The organism is Arsenophonus endosymbiont of Aleurodicus floccissimus (genome assembly GCF_900343025.1).
GTDB lineage: Bacteria > Pseudomonadota > Gammaproteobacteria > Enterobacterales > Enterobacteriaceae > Arsenophonus.
Genome location: NZ_OUND01000003.1, coordinates 379,658 through 402,755, shown reverse-complemented (window position 1 = coordinate 402,755; position 23,098 = coordinate 379,658). Strand labels below are relative to the sequence as shown.

17 protein-coding genes, 1 rRNA gene and 5 pseudogenes are annotated in these 23,098 nt (G+C 38.9%); 8 read left to right on the top strand and 15 right to left on the bottom strand.

The window, feature by feature from the left end; translation table 11 throughout:
* Nucleotides 1-420 (bottom strand): 16S ribosomal RNA (locus ARADI_RS12200); the annotation flags it as partial.
* A 431-nt stretch (nt 421-851) separates the two neighbouring features.
* Nucleotides 852-1,404: pseudogene (gene gmhB / locus ARADI_RS12195) on the bottom strand (D-glycero-beta-D-manno-heptose 1,7-bisphosphate 7-phosphatase).
* Between the two features lie 171 nt (nt 1,405-1,575).
* Here gmhB and metN point away from each other — a divergent pair.
* The 7 genes and pseudogenes from metN to proS all read left to right on the top strand — a co-directional run bounded on the left by metN (nt 1,576) and on the right by proS (nt 7,196).
* Complete coding sequence (gene metN / locus ARADI_RS12190) at nt 1,576-2,607, top strand: methionine ABC transporter ATP-binding protein MetN (protein ID WP_119712210.1); 1,032 nt, start codon at nt 1,576-1,578, stop codon at nt 2,605-2,607.
* Nucleotides 2,600-3,262, top strand: a complete 663-nt coding sequence (gene metI / locus ARADI_RS12185; RefSeq protein ID WP_119712209.1) for a methionine ABC transporter permease MetI — start codon at nt 2,600-2,602, stop codon at nt 3,260-3,262. The genes metN and metI overlap by 8 nt, the downstream gene beginning before the upstream one ends.
* A gap of 32 nt (nt 3,263-3,294) precedes the next feature.
* On the top strand, nt 3,295-4,116 hold the full coding sequence (locus ARADI_RS12180) for a MetQ/NlpA family lipoprotein (RefSeq protein WP_119712208.1): 822 nt from the start codon (nt 3,295-3,297) through the stop codon (nt 4,114-4,116).
* 258 nt (nt 4,117-4,374) lie between these two features.
* Nucleotides 4,375-4,548 carry an Rcs stress response system protein RcsF gene (gene rcsF, locus ARADI_RS12175; protein ID WP_119712207.1) on the top strand — a complete coding sequence of 58 codons (174 nt, stop codon included), beginning with the start codon at nt 4,375-4,377 and terminating at the stop codon, nt 4,546-4,548.
* Nucleotides 4,542-4,670: an Rcs stress response system protein RcsF gene (rcsF, locus tag ARADI_RS12170; protein ID WP_119712206.1), complete on the top strand. Its 129-nt coding sequence runs from the start codon at nt 4,542-4,544 to the stop codon at nt 4,668-4,670. The genes rcsF (ARADI_RS12175) and rcsF (ARADI_RS12170) overlap by 7 nt, the downstream gene beginning before the upstream one ends.
* A pseudogene (gene tsaA, locus ARADI_RS12165) lies at nt 4,663-5,374 on the top strand (tRNA (N6-threonylcarbamoyladenosine(37)-N6)-methyltransferase TrmO). Before rcsF (ARADI_RS12170) ends, tsaA begins: the two are co-directional and overlap by 8 nt.
* A gap of 106 nt (nt 5,375-5,480) precedes the next feature.
* On the top strand, nt 5,481-7,196 hold the full coding sequence (gene proS / locus ARADI_RS12160) for a proline--tRNA ligase (protein ID WP_119712205.1): 1,716 nt from the start codon (nt 5,481-5,483) through the stop codon (nt 7,194-7,196).
* A gap of 61 nt (nt 7,197-7,257) precedes the next feature.
* Here proS and ARADI_RS18560 read toward each other — a convergent pair.
* Nucleotides 7,258-7,493: pseudogene (locus ARADI_RS18560) on the bottom strand (hypothetical protein).
* A gap of 95 nt (nt 7,494-7,588) precedes the next feature.
* Nucleotides 7,589-7,918, bottom strand: a complete 330-nt coding sequence (locus tag ARADI_RS18555) for a copper resistance protein NlpE N-terminal domain-containing protein (RefSeq protein ID WP_238149430.1) — start codon at nt 7,916-7,918, stop codon at nt 7,589-7,591.
* A 264-nt stretch (nt 7,919-8,182) separates the two neighbouring features.
* Between ARADI_RS18555 and rof the strand changes: the two are divergent.
* Nucleotides 8,183-8,449 (top strand): annotated as a pseudogene (rof, locus tag ARADI_RS12150) (Rho-binding antiterminator).
* A 38-nt stretch (nt 8,450-8,487) separates the two neighbouring features.
* On the opposite strand, the gene tilS reads toward rof, so the two are convergent.
* From tilS to rseP, 11 genes and pseudogenes are all read right to left on the bottom strand, one after another.
* Nucleotides 8,488-9,834: a tRNA lysidine(34) synthetase TilS gene (gene tilS / locus ARADI_RS12145; protein WP_119712204.1), complete on the bottom strand. Its 1,347-nt coding sequence runs from the start codon at nt 9,832-9,834 to the stop codon at nt 8,488-8,490.
* A gap of 235 nt (nt 9,835-10,069) precedes the next feature.
* The gene (gene accA / locus ARADI_RS12140) at nt 10,070-11,029 is read right to left on the bottom strand and encodes an acetyl-CoA carboxylase carboxyl transferase subunit alpha (protein ID WP_119712203.1); all 960 of its coding nucleotides are present in this window, start codon (nt 11,027-11,029) and stop codon (nt 10,070-10,072) included.
* Nucleotides 11,030-11,040: 11 nt separating this feature from the next.
* Nucleotides 11,041-14,527, bottom strand: a pseudogene (gene dnaE / locus ARADI_RS12135) (DNA polymerase III subunit alpha).
* 4 nt (nt 14,528-14,531) lie between these two features.
* Nucleotides 14,532-15,134, bottom strand: a complete 603-nt coding sequence (gene rnhB, locus ARADI_RS12130) for a ribonuclease HII (RefSeq protein WP_119712202.1) — start codon at nt 15,132-15,134, stop codon at nt 14,532-14,534.
* Nucleotides 15,131-16,279, bottom strand: coding sequence for a lipid-A-disaccharide synthase (gene lpxB / locus ARADI_RS12125; protein ID WP_119712231.1), 1,149 nt, complete (start codon nt 16,277-16,279; stop codon nt 15,131-15,133). Before lpxB ends, rnhB begins: the two co-directional genes overlap by 4 nt.
* Before the next feature lie 49 nt (nt 16,280-16,328).
* On the bottom strand, nt 16,329-17,126 hold the full coding sequence (lpxA, locus tag ARADI_RS12120) for an acyl-ACP--UDP-N-acetylglucosamine O-acyltransferase (protein ID WP_119712230.1): 798 nt from the start codon (nt 17,124-17,126) through the stop codon (nt 16,329-16,331).
* 14 nt (nt 17,127-17,140) lie between these two features.
* On the bottom strand, nt 17,141-17,593 hold the full coding sequence (gene fabZ / locus ARADI_RS12115; protein WP_119712201.1) for a 3-hydroxyacyl-ACP dehydratase FabZ: 453 nt from the start codon (nt 17,591-17,593) through the stop codon (nt 17,141-17,143).
* A 112-nt stretch (nt 17,594-17,705) separates the two neighbouring features.
* The gene (lpxD, locus tag ARADI_RS12110) at nt 17,706-18,734 is read right to left on the bottom strand and encodes a UDP-3-O-(3-hydroxymyristoyl)glucosamine N-acyltransferase (RefSeq protein WP_119712200.1); all 1,029 of its coding nucleotides are present in this window, start codon (nt 18,732-18,734) and stop codon (nt 17,706-17,708) included.
* 3 nt (nt 18,735-18,737) lie between these two features.
* Nucleotides 18,738-19,232, bottom strand: a complete 495-nt coding sequence (locus ARADI_RS12105) for an OmpH family outer membrane protein (protein WP_119712199.1) — start codon at nt 19,230-19,232, stop codon at nt 18,738-18,740.
* Nucleotides 19,233-19,292: 60 nt separating this feature from the next.
* A complete protein-coding gene (gene bamA, locus ARADI_RS12100; RefSeq protein WP_119712198.1) occupies nt 19,293-21,695 on the bottom strand; it encodes an outer membrane protein assembly factor BamA in 2,403 nt (800 codons plus the stop codon).
* A 33-nt stretch (nt 21,696-21,728) separates the two neighbouring features.
* Entirely contained in the window at nt 21,729-23,090 is a 1,362-nt protein-coding gene (gene rseP, locus ARADI_RS12095; protein ID WP_182853239.1) for a sigma E protease regulator RseP, read from the bottom strand.
* Between the last annotated feature and the right edge of the window lie 8 nt (nt 23,091-23,098).

Here is a 23,098-nt window from a genome sequence, read left to right as displayed (position 1 = left end):
TTCTTCATACACTCGGCATCGCTGCATCAGGCTTGCGCTCATTGTGCAATATTTCCCCCACTGCTGCCTCCCCGTAGGAGTTTGGGCTGTGTCTCAGTCACAGTGTGGCTGATCATCCTCTCAGACCAGCTAGAGATCATCGCCTAGATGAGCCCTTACCCCACCTACTAGCTAATCTTTATGGGTTCATCCGAAGGTGTGAAGCCGATAAGGTCCCCCACTTTGCTTCTTAGAGATTATGCGGTATTAACCTCCGTTTCCAGTGGTTATCCCCCGCCTTCGGCCAGATCCCCATACTTTACTCACCCGTCCGCCGCTCGCCGACAAAGAAGCAAACGCTTTTTCCTGTTGCCGCTCGACTTGCATGTGTTAGGCCTGCCGCCAGCGTTCAATCTGAGCCATGATCAAACTCTTCAATTAAAAACTTCATGCTCAAAGAATGTTTTACTGACCATAACGCCCTTTTGTTCAACTCGCTTTGCCGATGTTTGATTACCTTCGCTGCTGCCGACCAAAATAACGTTACTACATATTAGTTCATATATGAATTAACTGTTTTGTCACTCTTCAAGACTTTAAAATCAAATAATTTTTTGATGATGTCTTGCGAGTGCCCACACAGATTGTCTGATTAATTGTTAAAGAACGTACAAACTGGGCCGCGAGGTGGCGTATATTACGCTTTTCACCTTAATTTTCCTTTACGCTTTTATTTATTCATCAATTGATGAGTAAATTGCGTTAACGGGAGGGCATTATAGATTGATTTTAGCTTTGTACAAGTACTTTTTTGAAAAAAATAAATTTGCTTTATTTATGAACAATACCGTTACTTTTTTATTGCCGATTTTTTATTTCTTATTAGGTAAATCTGCCAGGCTATTTATAATCCAATCAACAGACTTCTTATCATCTTCAGTGATAAATTTTCCTGTAGTTACCAATACATTAGTGCCAATATGCGCTTCTTTACCGGCTTGCATATCAGAAAGCTTGTCGCCCACCATATAAGAGATCTTCATATTAATATTAAGTTGTTTTTGCGCTGCCAATAGCATACCGGCTTTCGGCTTACGGCAATCGCATATTTGTTTATATTTTTGTTCAATTGCATCAGGATGATGAGGACAATAATAAATACCATCAAGCTCAACGCCACGATCAATAAGAGACCAATCCATCCATTCAGTCAGTTCAAGAAATTGTGCTTCTGTGAAGGATCCTCTTGCAATACCTGATTGATTAGTAACAAGAATCAATGCATAGCCCATTTTTTTTTGATTCAAGCATTGCTTCAATTGCGCCTTCGATAAACTGAAAATTATCTATTTCATAAACATAACCATGATCGAGGTTAATAGTACCATCACGATCGAGGAAAATTGCCGGAATACTTTGACTCACCACATTACTCCATTAAATTTAACTTTCTTCATTATATGAAAAGCAGCTAAATAAGAACAAGAGTCGTATTTATATTTTTGTTGACTTAGACGTCTAAACACCTTAACATCCGTGTTAAATATAGTCGAATTTTCTTACCACTCTATTTCCATTATTTAGTAGATCACAATAATGATAAGACTTTCTAACATTAATAAAAATTTTCACCAAGGAGCACATGCAATTCACGCATTAACCAATATTAATCTGCATGTTCCTCAAGGCCAAATTTATGGAGTTATCGGTGCTTCCGGTGCCGGAAAAAGTACGCTAATTCGTTGCGTCAATATGCTTGAACGCCCAACGAAAGGTGAAGTATTTATTGATGGGCAAGCGTTGACAGATCTTTCTGAAAAAGAATTAATCTTAATGCGTCGTACTATCGGCATGATTTTCCAACATTTCAATCTACTTTCATCACGCAATGTTTTCGATAATATTGCCTTGCCTCTAGAACTAGATAACACGCCAAAAGCCGAAATCCATCAACGTGTAACAGAGTTATTAAAGCTAGTCGGTTTAGCAAATAAAAAAGATGCCTATCCAGCCAGTCTATCAGGAGGACAGAAGCAACGCGTTGCTATAGCTCGCGCTTTAGCCAATTCGCCTAAAATATTATTATGTGATGAAGCGACAAGTGCATTAGATCCAGCAACAACCCGTTCTATTCTTGAGCTATTAAAAGATATTAATCGACGTCTAGGTTTAACCATATTACTTATTACTCACGAAATGGATGTTGTAAAACGTATATGCGATCAAGTCGCGATTATCAGTGAAGGGCGTTTAATAGAACAAGATAGCGTTAGTGCGGTATTTTCTCATCCTAAGACACCAATTGCGCAAAATTTTATTAAATCAACATTCGTATTAGATATTCCTGAAGATTATCAAACACGTTTGCAGATGGTGCCAGCACCAGATTTATCGCCATTATTGAAATTGGAATTTACCGGTAAGTCAGTCGATGCACCATTAATTTCAATGGTTGTTAGAAAATTTAATACTGATATCAATATATTGAGCTCACAAATTGATTACGCCGGTGGTGTTAAATTTGGTTTTATGCTTGCTGAATTTCATGGTCTTGAAGAAGGTATTGAAAAATCAATTACTTTTTTAGAAGAGCACCATGTAAAAGTGGAGATCTTAGGTTATGTCTGAAAAAATGATCATTCTGCTACTAAATGGTACGTTAGATACACTTATCATGACTTTTGTATCGGGATTTTTGGGGTTTTTATTAGGGCTTCCTATTGGCATATTGCTTTATGTGACCCGCCCCGGGCAAGTTATGGAAAATCTTACCCTTTATCGAATAGTGTCTGCATTGGTTAATGTGTTTCGTTCTATTCCATTTATTATTTTATTGGTTTGGATTATTCCATTAACTAAATTAATTGTCGGCACATCTATCGGTATTCAGGCCGCGATTGTTCCGTTAACTATTGGTGCAGCACCTTTCATTGCCCGTATCGTTGAAAATACTCTATTAGAGATCCCCAATGGATTAATTGAAGCTGCACGCTCAATGGGCGCAACGCCACTACAAATCATTGGTAAAATTCTGTTGCCTGAATCTTTACCCGGTTTAGTCAACGCAGCGACCATTACTTTAATTATGTTAGTAGGTTACTCTGCAATGGGCGGTGCAGTGGGTTCTGGTGGACTGGGTCAGATTGCTATGCAATACGGCTATTATACCTATAACCCTACTGTTATGAATACGGTTCTTGCTTTACTGATTATTTTAGTTTTTATTATTCAATTTGTTGGTAATCACGTAATGAAAAAACACGTAAATAAAATTATTGTTTAAAAGCACTAAGATTTAGTCTTATAGAGGTAATTATGTCTATCAAAATAAAAATCAGCCCCGCTGTTGCAGCGCTATTAAGCATATTAGTTTTTAGTGGCTGTGGTGAAAAAACAGAAAAACCTAATCACATTAAAGTGGGTGTCATTATGGGGAAAGAGTTAGCAGTGGCTGAAGTCGCACAAAAAGTTGCCAAAGAAAAATATCAGCTAGATGTTGAATTAGTTACCTTTAATGATTTTGTACTGCCAAATGAATCACTGGACAAGAGCGATATTGATCTTAATGTATTTCAACATAAACCTTATTTAGAGCAACAAATTAAAGATCACAATTATAAATTAGTCGCTGTTGGAAACACCTTTATTTATCCTATTGCGGCTTATTCTAAAAAAATTAAATCTATTGAACAACTACCTGATGGCGACCAAATCGCGATCCCGAATGATCCTACCAATTTAGGACGTTCACTATTGTTGCTACAAAAACAAGGGCTAATCAAAGTAAATGCCAGTGCCGGTTTACAACCCACTATATTGGATATCACCGAAAATCCAAAAAAGCTGAACTTTATTGAACTTGAAGCACCACAATTACCCCGTAGTTTAGATGACCCGAAAATTGCACTAGCGATTATTAATTCAACTTGGGCTAGTAGCGCCGAACCTAAATTAACGCCCGCAAAAGATGGATTGTTCGTAGAGGACAAAAATTCACCTTATGTAAATCTCATTGTGAGTCGTGAAGATAATAAAGATAATGAAAATGTGAAAAAGTTTGTTAAAGCCTATCAATCCGAAGAAGTAGCTGAAACAGCCAATAAAATTTTTGGCGGTGGTGCTATCCCTGGCTGGTAATCGCTTTCTCAAAAAAAAATGACATTATAATAAAACCAGCGGATTAGGATTATATTCGCTGGTTTTATTATAAATTTTATACAGTCAATTGTTTCTATTATTATGGCTAAAACTGATTTGCAGTTCTATTTGATTTCTTTAATAAGGAATTTATATGCGCCTATTACTCTGTTGTTCTTACACCCTGTATCTCAGGCTGTAATGTACTTTCTTCAGCTGAATATAATAAACCAGATAACTCGCTAAAAAATCCCAAAAATGTTATCAAAAAAATCACCACAAAAGCGATCTGTGGTAAAAATTATTGATAAAACAGAAGCGTTGCTGGGTAAACCATTTAAAGATCTAGATATTGTTTCCGGTATTTCATGCCAACCTAATCGACAAGCTCCAGGTGTAAGTATTCCAATAGCGCGAAAAAAAACATGCTGAAAAAGGCCTCTTCTCTTGGTGCCAATGCCGTACTATTGTACCGTTGTGAAATAATTAGCACACCCGATTGTTATCAAACTGCTATTTGTGAAGGCTCTATGCTAAATATTATTAATGAATAATTTTCAATTTAACGTGATCGGGGTGATAAAGTCACCTTATAAAGAAAAATTTGCCATCCCGAGACAACCATGCTTAATTGATGATGGACAGGGTTATTTGTGCCTATTTCTGCCTTATAATCATCCTGATGTTGTTCGTGGATTAGAACAATTTAGCCATATTTGGCTTATTTTCATTTTTCATCAAACCATGAATGAAAGTTGGCGTCCATTAGTAAGGCCTCCCCGGTTAGGTGGTAATACCAAAATGGGTGTTTTCGCCACTCGTTCTCCATTTCGTCCTAACCCAATAGGTATGTCATTAATAGAATTCAAAAATTTAATTATCTGTGATAACGAAGTAAGTTTAGCTTTAGGTAGTATGGATTTAGTTGATGGCACCCCTGTTATTGATATAAAACCCTATCTGCCATTTCCGGAGTCTTTACCAAAAGCGGTGGCTGGATTTGCCCAAGCTGCACCGGCCAGTGAAATGAAAGTGGTTTTTTCAGCTACTGCCCAAAAACAGCTGATTGAGCAACAAACCCGCTATCCTTTTCTTGAGCGTTTTATTCGTCAAGTTTTAGCGCAAGATCCATGTCCAGCTTATAAAAAAACGAAGCTGACGAAAAAATTTACGCTGTCCATTTGCTTGATTTAATGTTAAATGGCAGGTTTCAGCAAATATCACTGCCGTTCTCGCTATAGATAGGCTAAAAAATTAAGTTATCTCTTTAGACATTAGCAACTCGCTGGTAGACTAAGGGATAATTTTGTTTTAATGGTTGTTAATACCAACTGGAAGTAATTCGTTGTTTATGGAAGCTAATAATGCGTACAAGCCAATATCTTCTCTCTACTTTAAAAGAGACTCCCGCCGACGCAGAAGTTGTCAGTCATAAGCTGATGCTTCGCGCAGGTATGATCCGTAAACTTGCTTCAGGACTATATGACTGGCTACCAACCGGTGTTCGTGTGCTGCGCAAAGTTGAGAACATTATTCGTGAAGAAATGAATCGTGCGGGTGCAATTGAGATTTCCATGCCGATAGTTCAGCCAGCAGATTTATGGCAAGAAAGTGGGCGTTGGGAGCAATATGGCCCAGAGTTACTTCGTTTTGTTGATCGTGGCGAACGACCTTTTGTGTTGGGTCCGACTCATGAAGAGGTAATTACCGATCTTATTCGTAATGAAGTGACTTCTTATAAGCAGCTGCCGTTAAACCTTTACCAAATCCAAACAAAATTTCGTGATGAAGTAAGGCCACGTTTTGGTGTGATGCGCTCCCGTGAGTTTATTATGAAAGACGCTTATTCTTTTCATACCGATCAAAACTCGCTGCAACAAACTTACGATGCAATGTACAAGGCATATAGTACAATCTTTACCCGTATTGGCTTCAATTTTAGGGCAGTGCAAGCAGATACTGGCTCTATTGGTGGCAATGCTTCGCATGAATTTCAGGTATTAGCTGATAGTGGTGAAGATAATATTGTTTTTTCTACTGCTTCAGATTATGCCGCTAATATTGAGCTGGCAGAGGCAATTTGTCTTACAGAAGAGCGTGCTGCTCCAGCTGAAGATATGCGTCTCATCGATACCCCTGACGCCAAAACTATTGCCGAGCTAATTAATCAACATAATTTACCTATTGAAAAAACAGTTAAAACCCTAATTGTCAATGCAGCAAAAGAGAGTGATCATCAGCTTGTTGCCTTATTGATCCGTGGTGATCATGAATTAAATGAGATCAAAGCAGAAAAACATCGTCTAGTTGCAAGTCCACTGAAATTCGCGACAGAAGAAGAAATACGTGCAATCCTGCATGCAGGTCCTGGTTCATTAGGCCCGGTTAATTTGCCAATACCAGCGATTATCGACCGCAGCGTTGCCGTGATGAGTGATTTTAGTGCCGGCGCCAATATTGATCATAAACACTATTTTGGTATCAATTGGCAACGGGATCTACCTTTACCCGACGTTTATGATCTACGCAATGTAGTCGAAGGCGATCCTAGTCCAGATGGTAAAGGAACTGTTCAAATTAAACGTGGAATTGAAGTTGGCCACATTTTTCAACTAGGAACCAAATATTCTGAAGCAATGAAGGCCAGCGTTCAAAATGAAGATGGCCATAATCAAACGGTAACGATGGGATGTTATGGTATCGGTTTCACGCGGATTGTAGCAGCAGCAATTGAACAGAGCCATGATGATAAAGGAATTATTTGGTCTGATGCGATCGCACCTTTCCAAGTTGCTATTTTACCAATGAATATGCATAAATCCTATCGCGTTAAAGAAGTTGCTGAAAAACTATACTGTGACTTGCAAGCCAATGGTATTGATGTCATTATTGATGATCGCAAAGAACGGCCTGGTGTAATGTTTGCTGATATGGAGCTTATTGGAATACCTCATACCATCGTGATCGGTGATCGTGATTTAAATGACAACAAGTTTGAATATAAACAACGGCGAGATAATGAGAAAGAATTTATTGATCTTGCTGAGATAGTTGATTTTCTAAAAACAAAACTTAACTAATCAGCCTTATTGATGCAAAATTCCCTGCCAAAAATAGCTGTGCATTTGATATATCTGATAATTAGTGAGAGTGACAAGTACGCAATTTATCAAATTTAGCCTCGCCGGTCCGGATCAAGGTTGCATCAAACAATCTATCTTCCATTGATGGGCGGATGGTGTAATAACCTCAACTTCGACATAAACAGGCTTACCCGCTTCAATACCGGTTGCCAGATATCCCTTTTCTAAATCGATATTACTCACACTGTAAGTACGTCCACTTTTACACTCTTTAAATAATGCCGCGTCAGCGATATAACTATATTCCCCGCTCTTTTTATTTGGCTTTACTTGCTCTAAGGTATAATTTAAATTACTTTCTATTCGATTTCCTTCCTGATCGAGATATTCTATTTTTTACCATCAATGCTAGGTTGAAAATAGGTTTTTTGCTCATCAGAATCAATCAAAAAGAATTTAGTACCTTTTTTAGTCCAATTTCCTGTAGTAAAAAAAGTATTTTTTTGTTCTTCCTTACCCAAATAGGTTAATTGCTCAATAAATTTACCATTCGGATTGAAAAGAACTGTTGTTTCAATACCTGAACAATCTGTACAAGGGAGTACGCCAGTATAAATTTTATCCATTGTTTGGCTATGTGATTGTGGCAATTTATGCTGGCAACCAGCAAGGATCATCGCACTCATTGTGAGCAATATATTCAATACTTTTCGCTTCATTATCCGCTCCAAAATCCATTCGATAAAATAGATCTATTACAATAACATTTGGTTATTTTCGCCAAATCATTTTACTTAGTTACACAATATTTAAAACCATTTATTGATTTTCATTAAGTACAATAAATATTAGCAAGCGTCATGCTAATTTTTCTCTCTTCGGTTGAAAAAAAAGTATGGTACTATTATGCGCTTTAAGCGGTAAATGCTTATAATTACAAATGGCTGCAAATAACCGCCACTTAACAATAGTGGTGAGGGATTATGTCTAAAGATACTGAATACAAACCAATTAACTGTGATGACTATGATTATTTAGAACTCGCTTGTCAGCATAGTCTTCAGTTAACCATAAAACTGGATAATGGAGAGATTATTGAAGGCAAAGCAATTGATTTGCTGTTAAAAAAAACAGGTTGAATATCTGGTTGTTGATGTTGCTAGTGAAAAAAAAAACAACTGCGATTAGATCATATTGTTAGTTTTAGTCATCCAGAAATTGGCGACATCGTTATTGATCATTCTGGTTAATGAAAGAAACTTTGATTATACTTGCACAATAATACCCCTTACTTGAAAAGTAAGGTTTTTTTATTCGTTATCCATTTTACTTTCAATTCAGACTGACCTTGAATAAATTGCCCTGATTGAGTAATAAATACACCAACGGCCGCAATAAGTTCATCATTATAATAAATTAAAGGCGTTCTCTCCCTTAACCAAGGCGCTACACCTAACTCCTGCCAAAGCTTTTTACTTCGTCTGGCGTGCTGACGACGACCAATAATTTTAATATTTCCTTTTAATCCAAATCGAATAGTAACCTGCTCATTTGGTAATGGCGCACGAAATCCGGTTCCCTTATCTGTGACTATTAGCGTACCTAAGTTATCAGGCAATTTAACCGCGGCAGGCAGCTGCCACGCTAAACAAATTTTAGTGAGATTGTTAAATTGTGGCAGCAACCAAAGCTGTTGTTTAAAACGCCGAATAACATTGTTGTTAGCTAATATAAATTGCGGCTCTGCATCTAGGCGCGCGCAGATGACGTCTTGCCAAATTTGTTTTAATTGAACACGAGAAGGCATCAAAATTCGATGTAAACTCAACCAACGACGTAATATTGCGTTACGTTTCATTTCAGAATAACTTGCTAAAGTATCAAGCTGCAAGGCTCCTTCTGCCGTTACTAGCTGAGATAAATAATCTTGTAGTAATTCATTGAGTAAAGCTTCTTGTTCTGCACACAAACTGGCGCTTCTGGCCACTACTTGTGAAAAATGCGGCCAACGCCGGTTAAAATGCGGCATTATAGTTAAACGTAAAAAATTACGGTCATAACGCTGATCTTGATTACTATCATCTTCTATCCAAGAAAGTGCTTTTTTTTCAGCATAAACAAACAATTGCTGACGGCTGAATGATAATAGGGGTCTAATTAAATAGCTATCAGCAAACGGAATAGAAATTGGCATCGCAGATAAACCTGCTGGCCCACTGCCCCGTTTTAATGCTAATAAAAAAGTTTCTGCTTGATCATCCAAATGTTGGGCAGTAACAATAATTTCCTCAGGTAATAGTATTTCACGAAACGCTTTATATCTTGCATCTCGCGCCGCTGCTTCTATCCCTTTTTTAGTTGGGTCGATATAAACATGCTGTGAAGAAAACTCTACTTGCCAGTCGAAACAAACTTTCTGGCAATAGATAGCCCAATCATCAGCTTTATCATTAAGTCCATGATGAATATAAACCGCACGGATATTAAGGTTTGACACTGTGGTTTGACGTAATGACACTAAGGCATGTAATAAAACTGTTGAATCTAGTCCACCACTGAAGCCTACCAATATTCGGCGTGTTGAGCCGATGGTTTTTATAATTTGGTTCAGTAATGCAGCCTCATCAATATTCATAATTATTCTAACTACCTCTGTCGTAATTATTTATTGCTCTATTTTCTACTTATTATATTACTAGTATTGATATAATTTATTGTATTAAGTAAAATTTATTTAAAAGACAAATTGAGGAATAAATTTTTTAATCATGATATCTGATGATGATCAACGATGAAAAAATTTTAAACATTAAAAAATGAAAATAACTATTAATGGTTATTTCCATTTTTATACCTTAGCTAGCGTAAAATTAGCAATAACCACATTCCATTAAACGTTGATAACGACGGTTTCTCAACTCTTCAGGACTAAATACATCGATATCACTCAAATCATTTAAAATACGCTGTTTAAGATTATACGCAATTTGTTCATAATTACGATGTGCGCCACCCAACGGCTCTTCAACAATATTATCAATCAGATTAAGTGATTTTAAACGTGAAGCAGTGATCCCCATCGCTTCTACAGCTAATGGGGCTTTATCTGCACTTTTCCAAAGAATAGAAGCACAACCCTCGGGTGAAATGACAGAATAAGTACTGTACTGCAGCATATTGACTTTATCACCAACGCCAATCGCTAATGCCCCTCCAGAGCCGCCCTCACCAATTACCGTACAGATAATAGGAACAGAGAGCCTGGACATTTCACGTAAATTACGGGCAATCGCTTCGGATTGACCGCGCTCTTCCGCTCCAATACCTGGATAAGCTCCTGGTGTATCGATAAAGGTAATAATCGGTAACTTAAAACGCTCAGCAATTTCCATTAATCGTAAAGCCTTGCGGTATCCTTCCGGTGCTGGCATGCCAAAATTACGCCGAATTTTTTCTTTTGTTTCACGTCCTTTCTGATGACCAATAATCATTACTGGACGCCCATCCAATCGAGCCAATCCACCAATAATGGCTTTATCATCAGCATAAGCACGATCACCCGCTAGCTCTTGGAAATGCGTGAATATACGTCCAGTATAATCCAGAGTGTAAGGTCGCATCGGGTGACGAGCAAGTTGTGCTATTTGCCAAGCACCTAAGTCAGAAAAAATTTTGCGTGTTAACTCTAAACTCTTTTCGCAAAGTCTAGCGACCTCTTCATCTAGGTCAATATCTAGCTTGGTATCCTGACGATTTACTGCCGTTAACGAGTTTATTTTTGCTTCCAACTCCGCAATCGGCTGTTCAAAATCCAGAAAATTAAGACTCATAATATTCCTATTTAGTCAAATTCTAATTCTACCTGCTGATTACCTAGCAGAGTTCGCAACTCAGTCAAAAGATTATCGGTCGGAGTAACCCGCCAAGTGACGCCTAATTTTAATTTAGCGCGAGCGTCTTTCTTCTGATAATAAAGATGAACAGGTATTGTTCCTGAACGATAAGGTTCCAATGTGCTACGAAGACGGTTTAATAATTGGTCATCAATTTGTCTATCTGTCAATGAAATAGCAATACCTCTGGCATATTTCTCACGAGCTTCACTAAGATCCATCAGTTCACGAACAGACATTTTATTACCACCATTGAAATCATCAAAGCTGACCTGACCTGTGGCAATTAATATTTTATTTTTTTCAAGTAGATGCTGATACTTTTCTAACGCATCTGAAAATAACATTATATCCAAGCGTCCAGAGCGATCATCCAAAGTACATATACCTATTCTGTTGCCACGTTTAGTGGTTACTACTTTAGCGGTCAGCGCTAAACCAACCACTGTTGACATCTGTCCCCCCCGAGGCGTTGGATTCACATCCTTTAATCTTAATCCACTAGTATAATGTTCAATTTCAGACAAATAAGCGGTAATAGGATGTCCCGTTAAATAGAGACCCAATGTTTCGCGTTCACCTTCTAATATAAGCTGTTCAGACCATTTAGCTACACTAGCATAAGATTGTTCAACCTGCTCAGGCGCTTCAGTTAATACACCAAACATATCAGTTTGTCCAATTATTTCAGCTTTAGCGTGTTGATCTGCCGCTTTTAAGGCATCTTCTAATGAAGACATTAATGCAGCACGGTGCGGACCTAAATGATCAAAAGCCCCGGACATAATCAATTTTTCCATCACGCGACGATTAAGCTTTTTAGTATCAACCCGTGCACAAAGATCAAAAATTTCTTTAAAATAACCGCCTTTTTGACGAGATTCAATAATAGCTTCGATTGGACCTTCACCAACACCTTTTATTGCGCCAATTCCATAAACAATTTCACCGCTATCATTGACATGAAAATGATATAATCCACTGTTGATATCCGGTGGTAGTACTTTCAACCCCATACGCCAGCATTCATCAACTAAACCAACCACTTTCTCGGTATTATCCATATCCGCTGTCATCACTGCTGCCATAAATTCAGCTGGATAATGTGTTTTTAACCAAAGGGTCTGGTATGAAACTAAAGCATAAGCAGCAGAATGTGATTTATTAAATCCGTAACCGGCAAATTTTTCTACCAGGTCAAAGATTTTCATACCTAACTCACCGTCAATACCATTTTTAACCGCTCCTGCCTCAAAAACTGAGCGCTGTTGTGCCATTTCTTCAGGCTTTTTCTTACCCATCGCCCGACGGAGCATATCTGCTCCCCCTAGCGTATAACCAGCAAGCACCTGAGCAATCTGCATAACTTGTTCTTGATAAAGAATGATACCGTAGGTAGGCTCTAAAACCGGTTGTAATGATTCATGCTGCCATTCAACATCAGGATAAGAGATGGCTTCTCGTCCATGCTTACGATCAATAAAATTATCCACCATCCCTGATTGTAATGGGCCGGGACGAAAAAGTGCAACCAGAGCAATCATATCTTCAAAGCAATCAGGGCGTAATCGCTTAATCAAGTCTTTCATACCCTGAGATTCTAATTGAAATACCGCTGTCGTTGTGGCCCGTTGCAATAGCTCAAAACATTTTTGATCATCGAGAGGGATGGTCGCGATATCGATGGGCGCTAAATTTTGTTTTGCCTGGCATTGATTAATCATATCTAACGCCCAACTAATAATTGTCAAAGTCCTTAGACCAAGAAAATCAAATTTTACCATCCCGGCGTATTCAACATCATTTTTATCAAATTGGGTAAGCGGATTTTGCCCTTCAGGATCACAATAAAGGGGGGCAAAATCTGTTATTTTGGTCGGCGCAATGACTACTCCACCCGCATGTTTACCTGCATTACGTGTCACACCTTCAAGTTTGCGCGCCATGTCTATTAATGGTTTAACTTCTTCATCAGCATCATAAATTTCTTGCAATTGTGGTTCTACAACGAATGCTTTTTCAAGCGTCATACCAGGATCTAGCGGAACTAATTTGGCGATACGATCAACAAATCCATACGGATACCCCAGTACCCGACCAACATCTCGAATAACCGCTTTTGCTGCCATCTGTACCAAAAGTAATAATTTGTGAGACAGCTTCACGACCATACATTTGCGCAACATGTTCAATGACCTGATCACGTTTTTCCATACAAAAATCAACATCAAAGTCAGGCATGGAAACACGCTCAGGATTAAGAAAACGCTCAAATAGCAGATCAAATTGAAGCGGATCCAAGTCCGTAATTTTTAATGCGTAAGCGACTAATGAGCCTGCGCCTGATCCTCGTCCCGGGCCAACTGGAATGGCGTTATCTTTTGACCATTGAATAAACTCCATTACGATCAGAAAATAACCAGGAAATCCCATCTGATTAATCACTCGTAACTCGATATTTAAACGTTGATCATATTCAACCCGTCGCTCAGCTCTCTCTTTCTCGTCGGGATAAAGAAATTGTAAACGCTCTTCCAGCCCTGCTTTTGCACATTTGATCAGGAAATCTTCCGTTGCCATATCGCCGGTCGGGAATTGCGGCAAAAAATATTCGCCTAAACGCATCATTACATTACAGCGCTTAGCAATTTCGACACTATTTTCCAATGCTTCAGGAATGTCGGCAAATAACTCAACCATTTCCTGTTCACTGCGTAGATATTGCTGAGGACTATAATTTTTTGGTCTTTTCGGATCAGCGAGTGTAAAACTATCATGGATCGCAACCCGTATTTCATGGGCAGCAAAATCATCGCTATTAATAAAGCGTACATTATTCGTGGCAACGACTGGCACACCTTTTTGTGCGGCCAATTTAACAGCGGCATGTAAATAACTCTCTTCATCAAGCCGTCCAGTTCTGACAATTTCTAAATAATAGTTATCTGGGAAATGGGTTTGATAAAAATCCAAACATTGTTCAACCAGTTGCTGATTTCCGCGCAACAGAAATTTACCTACATCTCCTACGCAGCCACCAGAGAGTAATAATAGTCCCTCTTTATGGGTTACTAGCCAGTCTCGTTTGATAGTTGGTCCGATCACGCCATAGCCTTTTTGATAGGCTGCGGAAATAAGCAGGGTTAGATTATGGTAACCTTTATTATCCTTGGCCAGGATAGTTAAATGGGCAACTTCATCGCCGAGTAATTCACTCTCTAGATAAAAATCTGCACCAATAATGGGCTTAACTCTGGCAGAATGTGCCGCACCATAAAATTTTATTAAACCATAAAGATTGGTAAAATCGGTTATTGCCAATGCAGGCATACCTAATTCTGCCACTCGATTAACGAGTGGATTAATTTTTGCTAATCCATCAATAATGGAATAGTCACTATGTACGCGTAAGTGTATGAAACGTGGTTCGGCCATTTTCTTAGCTATACTCTTTGCAACTCAGTACTCGGCGAACAGGAGCAAAACTTTTACGATGAAACTGTGTCGCACCATGCTGAGCTAGTTTTTCTAAATGAAATGCCGTTGGGTAGCCTTTATGTTGAGCAAAACCATATTCTGGATAAAGGATATCTAACTCGCGCATTTCGCTATCTCGGGTCACTTTCGCTAATATTGACGCGGCACTAATTTCCTGCACCAAACTATCACCTTTAATAATCGCCTTAGAAGGTACAGCAAAGCCTGGGCTCTTATTGCCATCGGCCAAAACAAAATCAGGCATAGTGGTAAGTGCCGCCACAGCCCTACGCATGGCTAAAAAAGTTGCCTGCAAAATGTTGATTTTATCAATCTCTTCAGGTTCTGTACGCCCAATGCTCCAACACAATGCTTTGTTTTGAATTTCAATATAAAGTGCATTACGCCGCTTTTCGGTTAATTTTTTTGAATCAGCCAATCCTATTATTGGCTGTTTGGGATCTAAAATTACGGCGGCTGTTACTACTGCTCCAACTAAAGGTCCTCGACCAACCTCATCAACACCCGCAATAAATTTTGCTTTAGGATAAATAAAATTATTCATTTTATACTTAGCTCCAAGACAGCCTCTGCCGCTTGTTGATCAGCGTGACAACGGATACTTTTATGTAGTTGCAAGAAGGTTTGTTTTAGCTGCTCAACCTTTTTTTCGTCGATTAGTAAAGACTTAAGTGAACCAGCTAATTGTTCAGGTTGACAATCTTGCTGAATATATTCTTTAACCAATTCTTTGCCCTCCAATAAATTAGGCAATGAAATAAAAGGGATTTTAACCAAACGTTTAGCTAGCCAATAAGTCACTAATTTCATTCGATATCCAACTACCATCGGACATTTTGCTAACATACATTCTAATGAAGCTGTTCCCGAAGCTAATAAAGTTACATCGGCTGCGATCATAGCTATCCGCGCTTGGCCATCTAAAATTTTCAGTGGTAAGGTTGGCGAAATCTCACGATAAATCGCTTCAAACTGCTGCCGGCGCTGTTGATTGACGATAAGAACTAAGATTTGCAAATGAGGAAAATCTTTTACCAAAATTTGGGCGGTGTGCAAAAAGTCTGCACTTAATATTTCAACTTCAGCCCGACGGCTACCCGGCAAAATGGCCAAACACTTAGCATCTTGGGTTATATTTAGTTGTGCTCTGGCAGCCTGTTTATCAGGCCGTAGCGGTATGATATCAGCCATCGTATGGCCAATAAAACGGCAGGGAATGTTGTAGCGGTCATAAAACCTTTTTTCAAAGGGTAACAAAGCAAGCACCAGGTCGGTCGCCTCCCCTATCTTGAAAACACGATCTTGTCTCCACGCCCAAACAGAAGGACTGACATAATGAATGGTTTTGACCCCTGTTTGCTTTAATTTTCGCTCAAGGGTAATATTAAAGTCAGGCGCATCTATGCCAACAAATACATCAGGCCGCAATTTAGCGAAACGTTTAGTTAGGTCAGCTCGAATTTTTAATAATCGCGCTAATCGCTCCAAAACTTCAACAATCCCCATTACAGCAAGTTCTTCCATTTCATACCAGGCTTCACAGCCCTCAGCTTGCATTAATGGACCTGCGACACCGACAAAATGCGCATTAGGGACTTGCTGTTTTAGCGCGCGAATAAGACTAGCACCAAGTATGTCGCCTGAGGTTTCTCCTGCAACGAGACCAATAGTCAAAGGTCGTTGTTGAATTGCAACTTGATGACTATTCACCAAAGATTTCTCCTATTCATGTTGCTTGTTAACGAATAATCCCGCGGTTAGATTGCGCTGAATTCTCTAAAAAATCACTCAGTATTTTTACCTGTTGATTCTTTTCACCTAGAACGACCAATTCTTGTCTGGCTTCATCTAGCGTTTTACCACATCGGTAAAGGATTTTATACGCATTCCTAATCGCATGTAGTGATTCTTTATCAAAGCCACGACGTTTTAAACCCTCAATATTCACACCATAAGGAGTCGCATGATTACCTTGCGCAATGACATAAGGCGGAACATCTTGGACAACACCAGAGCAGCCACCAACCATAACATGAGCACCAATTTGGCAAAATTGATGCACCGCACTCATACCACCAATGATGGCATAATCATCTAGTTTAACATGTCCACCAAGCGTACCGTTATTAGCAATTATACAATAATTGCCTAACAAACAATCATGGGCGATATGGGTATTTACCATCAATAGATTATCATGACCTATTTTGGTTAAACCTCCGCCTTGTAGGGTTCCACGGTGAATGGTACAACTCTCCCTAATGCGATTGCGATCACCAATCTCAACTCGAGTTGGCTCTCCTTGGTATTTTAGATCCTGATTAATTTCACCTATCGTGACAAACTGAAATATCTGATTATTACAACCAATTTTAGTACTGCAATTGACGACCACATGAGATTTCAGTGTGGTATCTGCACCAATTTCAACCTGAGAACTAATATAGCAAAACGGGCCTATGCGGACATTCGCACCGATAATCGCGCCCTCTTCAATAATAGAAGAGGGATGAATAATCACTGTTTTATTAATCATATCAGCCCTCATTTTTACGCTTCTTGGCTGCGAGCACACATCATTGTCGCTTCACAAACAACTTTTTCACCCACTTTTGCAATACCTTTAAAACGCGTCAAACCACGCTTAGTTTTAACAAACATTACCTCAAAAATCATCTGATCACCAGGTTGCACCGGATGTTTAAATCTTGCTTCGTCAATGCCAGCAAAATAATAAAGTTCGCCAGGCTCTAATTTTCCTACACTTTTGAAGGCTAAAATACCAGCCGCCTGAGCCATTGCCTCAAGAATTAATACCCCCGGAAATATTGATTTACCCGGGAAATGACCTTGAAAGAAAGGTTCATTAAAAGAAACATTTTTTACTGCTCGTAAAAATTTACCTTCTTCGAAATCCAATACACGATCAACTAACAAAAAAGGATAGCGATGGGGTAACAAACCTAAAATTTCTTCTATATCCAGAGTATGTTTATCACTCATAGAAAAGACTCTTCTTATTTAAATTTAAAAAATTATATATTAATAATGCGGCCTGCTTTAACCCTCAATAAGGTAATCTGCAGGCCGCAATTAACAAATCTACACAGCGGTATTAGTTATCTTTACTAAATGCCTTACGTTCTAGTGCCTTCATGCGCTTTGCCATTTCATTAATATTCATTACTAAAGCGGCTGTTTTTCGCCAAACCTTATTTGGCTGTAATGGGATGCCAGAAGAGTATATTCCCGGCTCACTAATTGGACGCATTACCATTCCCATTCCGGTTATAGTAACTTTATCACAAATTTCCATATGTCCATTAATCACGCTAGCACCACCAATCATACAATACTGCCCTATTTTCAGGCTACCGGCCATAATAACACCACCGGCAATAGCACTATGATCACCGATAATCACATTGTGAGCAATCTGACATTGGTTATCAATGATAACCCCATTACCAATTATTGTATTCTCCAGTGCACCGCGATCAATGGTGGTACAAGCGCCAATTTCGACATTATTTCGAATAATAACTGTACCTAATTGAGGTATTTTTATCCATTGGCCTTTCTCATTTGCATACCCAAAACCATCTGAACCAATAACTGTTCCAGATTGGATAAGGCACTGTTCACCTATCTCGACATTATGATAGATAGAAACATTTGCCCATAAACGCGTAGACTGACCGATCTTGACATTTTTACCAATAAAGCAACCTGCGCCAATAATAACCTGATTACCTAATGTCGCCCCTGACTCAATAACGGCATTAGCGCCAATGGCAACATGTTCGCCGAGCTTAACATCTTCCGCAATAACCGCTGAAGGATGGATATTTTGTGCAGGTTTTGGCGTGGTATCCAAAATTTGAGCTAATCGAGCATAGGCAAGATAAGGATCTTTAACCACTAATGCGGCTATTTTACTCTCGGGTAGATCCTCCTGCTTTAATACCACAGCAGCAGCTTTGCATTTTGCCAATTGCGTTAGGTAACGGCTATCCGATAAAAAAGTAATTTGCTCTTTCTTCGCTAAATGCATAGGCGCAATGGCGGTGATGGTAATATTACCATCACCATGTAGCTGCGCGTCCAATTGTTGGGCTAAATCAGCTAATCGAATAGAAACCATCTGTTATTTAACCTTCTTAATAACCAGAACGGTAATATTTTTCAGGCTAGAACTGTTTTCCGGATATAGAACCGCATTTACGTCAACAACCGCGTCGTAACGCTCTTTTTCTGCAACCGCTTTAGTTGCCGTCTTTATTGTTTGCAATATTTTATTACGCTCTTCTTGCTGACGACGTTGGTTATCTTGTTCAAATTGCTGTGCTTTTTGAAGAAAATCTTTCCGCTTAGCCTCAAACGCTTGAAGATCTTTTTCATTAGGCTTAGCGGCGCTTTTTTGCAATTTTTCTGCCCGAGCCTGTAAATCTTTTTCAATATTTTGCAACTCATTAGCGCGTTCTTTGAACTCTTTTTCAAGTTGCTTAGTTACCGCTTTACTGGTTGCTATGTTCTGAAAAACTTCACCGACGTTAATAACGGCAACTTTCTCTGCATAAGTACTGGCGGCAGATACAGATAAAATCAAACCTAAACCTGCTGCACACAACAATTTTTTCACACTAAACTCCTTATCTATTATAATCTGACCACAAGCGAATCGATGAATTGAATTGACGTTTTACCACGTCCTACCAATATTAAACTGAAACTCTTCAGATTTGTCACCTTCATAATCTTTTATTGGCTTGGCATAAGAGAAGACCAGCGGACCAAGTGGTGACATCCATTGTAATGCAATCCCTGTCGAAACTCGAATATTGGATGCCTTACCATAGTCAGGCATTCCTGCTCTCCAGTCTGCGCGGGTGTTACTCCAATTTGAATCCCAAACAGTACCCGCATCAATAAAGAAAGAAGTTCTGATCGAATTAGCATATTTTTCATCAATAAAAGGGGTTGGCGTAATTAACTCTAATGACGCTGTTGCCATTGCATTGCCGCCAACAGCATCCGTTGAGGGACTACCGGATTTTGGACTTACTACACCATTTTTTTCTTCAAGATAAATTGCTTTAGGCCCGATATTATTAGAACGAAAACCACGTACCGTACCGGCACCACCAGTATGAAAGTTTTCATAAAATGGTAATTCTTTACCACCAAAACCATTACCATAACCTAACTGTGCCCGGCCTAATAATACCCATTTGTTATCCTCATCAATGGGATAATATTGCGATGTATCAAACCGAATCTTATAGTATTGATTATTAGAACCTAGAATGGTGATTTTACTATTTAATAAAGTTTTATTGCCTGCTGTCGGGAAGAAACCACGATCCAGGTTATTATAAGTCCAGCCTAAATTAAGGGTAAAATCATTAGCATTATAGCGTGCTTTATCATCAATATTGGGATTTTGGCCCATACTTTGTAAATAACGCCACATTCCGACTTGAGCTTTCATATCAGACAGGGAATTATGAACAAAACCTGCCCCAATTCGAAACGCATTATTTTCATTAAAAGGGAAACTCAAGGTACTATCAACACCATAAGTTTTATTATTATAGCGTGAAAGATCGGCATCCTTGGCACTAAAATTATTATAGAATAATCGCCCACCCAAGCTGACACCATTAACGGTAAAGTAAGGATCGGTTAATGATAATTCCGCATAAGTCGAATAATCATTCTTGCTTGCACTAATACCAACAGCATTACCAGTACCAAGCCAGTTTTCTTGTTGAACACCGACTTGGAAACTGATACCACTTTCAGTACCAAAACCAATGCCGAAGTTCATCAAGCCAGTATTACGTTCTTTAACTTTATAGACCACATCAACTTGATCAGATGTACCAGGTACACGTTGTGTTTCAACGTCAACGGTTTCGAAAAAACCGGTCCGATTTAATCGTTCTTTGCCCAGATTAACCAAATCATTGCCTAACCAAGCGCCTTCCATCTGACGCATCTCACGACGTAAAACAGAATCTTTACTAACATCATTACCGACAAAACGAATTTGGCGAACATAGAAACGGCTACCTGCATCAACATTCACATGCAGTTTAACAGTTTTATCTTTATCATTGATTTCTGGTTGGGTAACAACACGGGGATAAGCATAACCATAACGACCCAGGCGATCCTTAATTTTGTTCTCCATGTTAGTAACTTCAGTACCATTATAAAGCGAAAAAGGTTTGATGGTGATTAATTGTTTGATTTCATCATAATGGTCAGCAGTTTCACCATTTAATTCAACGCCTGATATGGTATATTTATTGCCTTCTGTCACATTGATAGTGACATAAATACCTTTCTTATCAGGTGTCAGACTGACATTAGTTGAGTCGATATTAAATTTGGCATAACCTCGGTCGAGATAAAAACTGCGTAGAGTTTCTAAATCACCTTCCAGTTTTTGTTTCTGATATTTTTGATCAGCAATAAAATTCCACCAGGGCACATCATCACGTAATTGAAAACGATTTACCAATTCACCCGTGGTAAATGCTTTATTACCGACGATGTTAATCTGTTGGATCTTAGCTGAAACGCCTTCAGAAAAGATTAATTTCAAGTCAACACGATTACGCGGTAGCGGTGTGATTACTGCTTTAACTGTCGCATTATACTTACCAACATTGTAATAAAAATCTTCCAAACCCTTTTCGATATTCGCCAGTTTTGTGCGATCAAGAGCTTCACCAACGCGAATATTGAAAGCCTCAAGATTTTGCTTTAATAAATCGTCTTTAATCGACTTATTACCAGAGAATGTAATGCTTGCAATAGTTGGCCGCTCTTTTACTTGAACTATAAGCGTATTTCCATCACGCAAAACTCTAACATCTTCGAAATTACCCGTTGAAAATAGCGCTCGAATAATACGACCTATATCGTCATTATTAATCGTATCTCCTATCCGAACAGGCATATTCAATAGTGCTGCACCAACGGCGGCGCGTTGAAGACCTTCAAAATGAATATCTTGAACTACAAACCCATCTGAACTGTATGCAGTGGCGCTGCCAAATAGTAACGATGCTATGAGCAACTTTTTCATCGCCATTATTGTTATGAGTATTCCTAACTAGTCTCTCTCTTAAAGACGAGAGAAATCATTGAAAAGTGCAAGCCCCATTAATAATATCAATGCAATAGCACCAACACGATAGCTGAAGTCTTGTACACGCTCAGACACTGGCTTCCCTTTAATCTTTTCGATTAGCAAGAAAAGTAAGTGCCCACCATCTAATACAGGCAAAGGAAACAGGTTAATGATCCCTAAATTGACACTAATTAATGCAATAAACATCAGATAATACACTAACCCAGACTCAGCGGAAATGCCGGCTCCTTTTGCAATAGAAACAGGCCCACTAAGATTATTGAGTTTAATATCACCAGTGACCAATTTACCTATCATGCTAACTGTCAACTTCATCAATTGCCAAGTTTTATCCGTTGCCTGGTACAACGCATAAAACGGACCATATTGCTGAATGATTTTATACTCATCTGCAAGTGGTATTACTGATAATTCAAGCCCGGCAAATCCAATTTGCCACCCTTTAGCTATCGTTTTTACTTCTGGTGTTAACGTTAATTGCAATTGCTGCTGTTCACCTTGTCTTTCGATCGTCAATAACAATGGAATATTAGGACTTTGCCGAACAAAATAGGTGAATGGATGCCAAACATCTATTATCTGATCACCCACTTTTACAATTCTGTCTCCTACTTGTAAACCTGATAATGCCGCCGCTGAACCAGGTTGAATATTACGCACAATGGGATCTTGCCTGGCACTAACTGGCATAATTCCCAAAGATAAAACCGGATCCTGAGTTTCTGGATCAAAATGCCATTCCCGCAAATCAATCACTTTTTTTATTGGCGTTGAATATCCAATAGGTAAAACCTTCATGCTTAATTCTTTATCACCAATTTTACTAATTAAGGCGAGACGAACTGCGTTCCAGTCAGGGGTTTCGATGCCATCTATTGATTTAAGTTCCATACCTGGTGAAATATTTGCTTGCTCAGCAATCGAGTTTGACTGAATATCTTCAATGACTGGGCGCACGGAAGGGATACCAATAATGAAAACTAACCAATAAACAAATATTGCCAATAAAAAATTGGCTATTGGCCCCGCACTAATCACTGCAGCACGTTGTCTTACTATTTTATTATTAAAAGCAAAGTGGCGACGCTCTGGTGCTACAGCGGCTACTCGCTCATCTAGCATTTTAACATAGCCACCTAACGGGATCAGGGCGATAACAAATTCTGTACCATGACGATCGACTTTACGCCACAAGGCTTTACCAAACCCAATGGAGAAACGCTCAACATAAATACCACAGCGCCTAGCCACCCAGAAATGGCCAAATTCATGTACGATAATTAGCACACCTAATGCAATAATAAATGCCGCTAAACTCCAAACAAATCCCATGATATACCTTA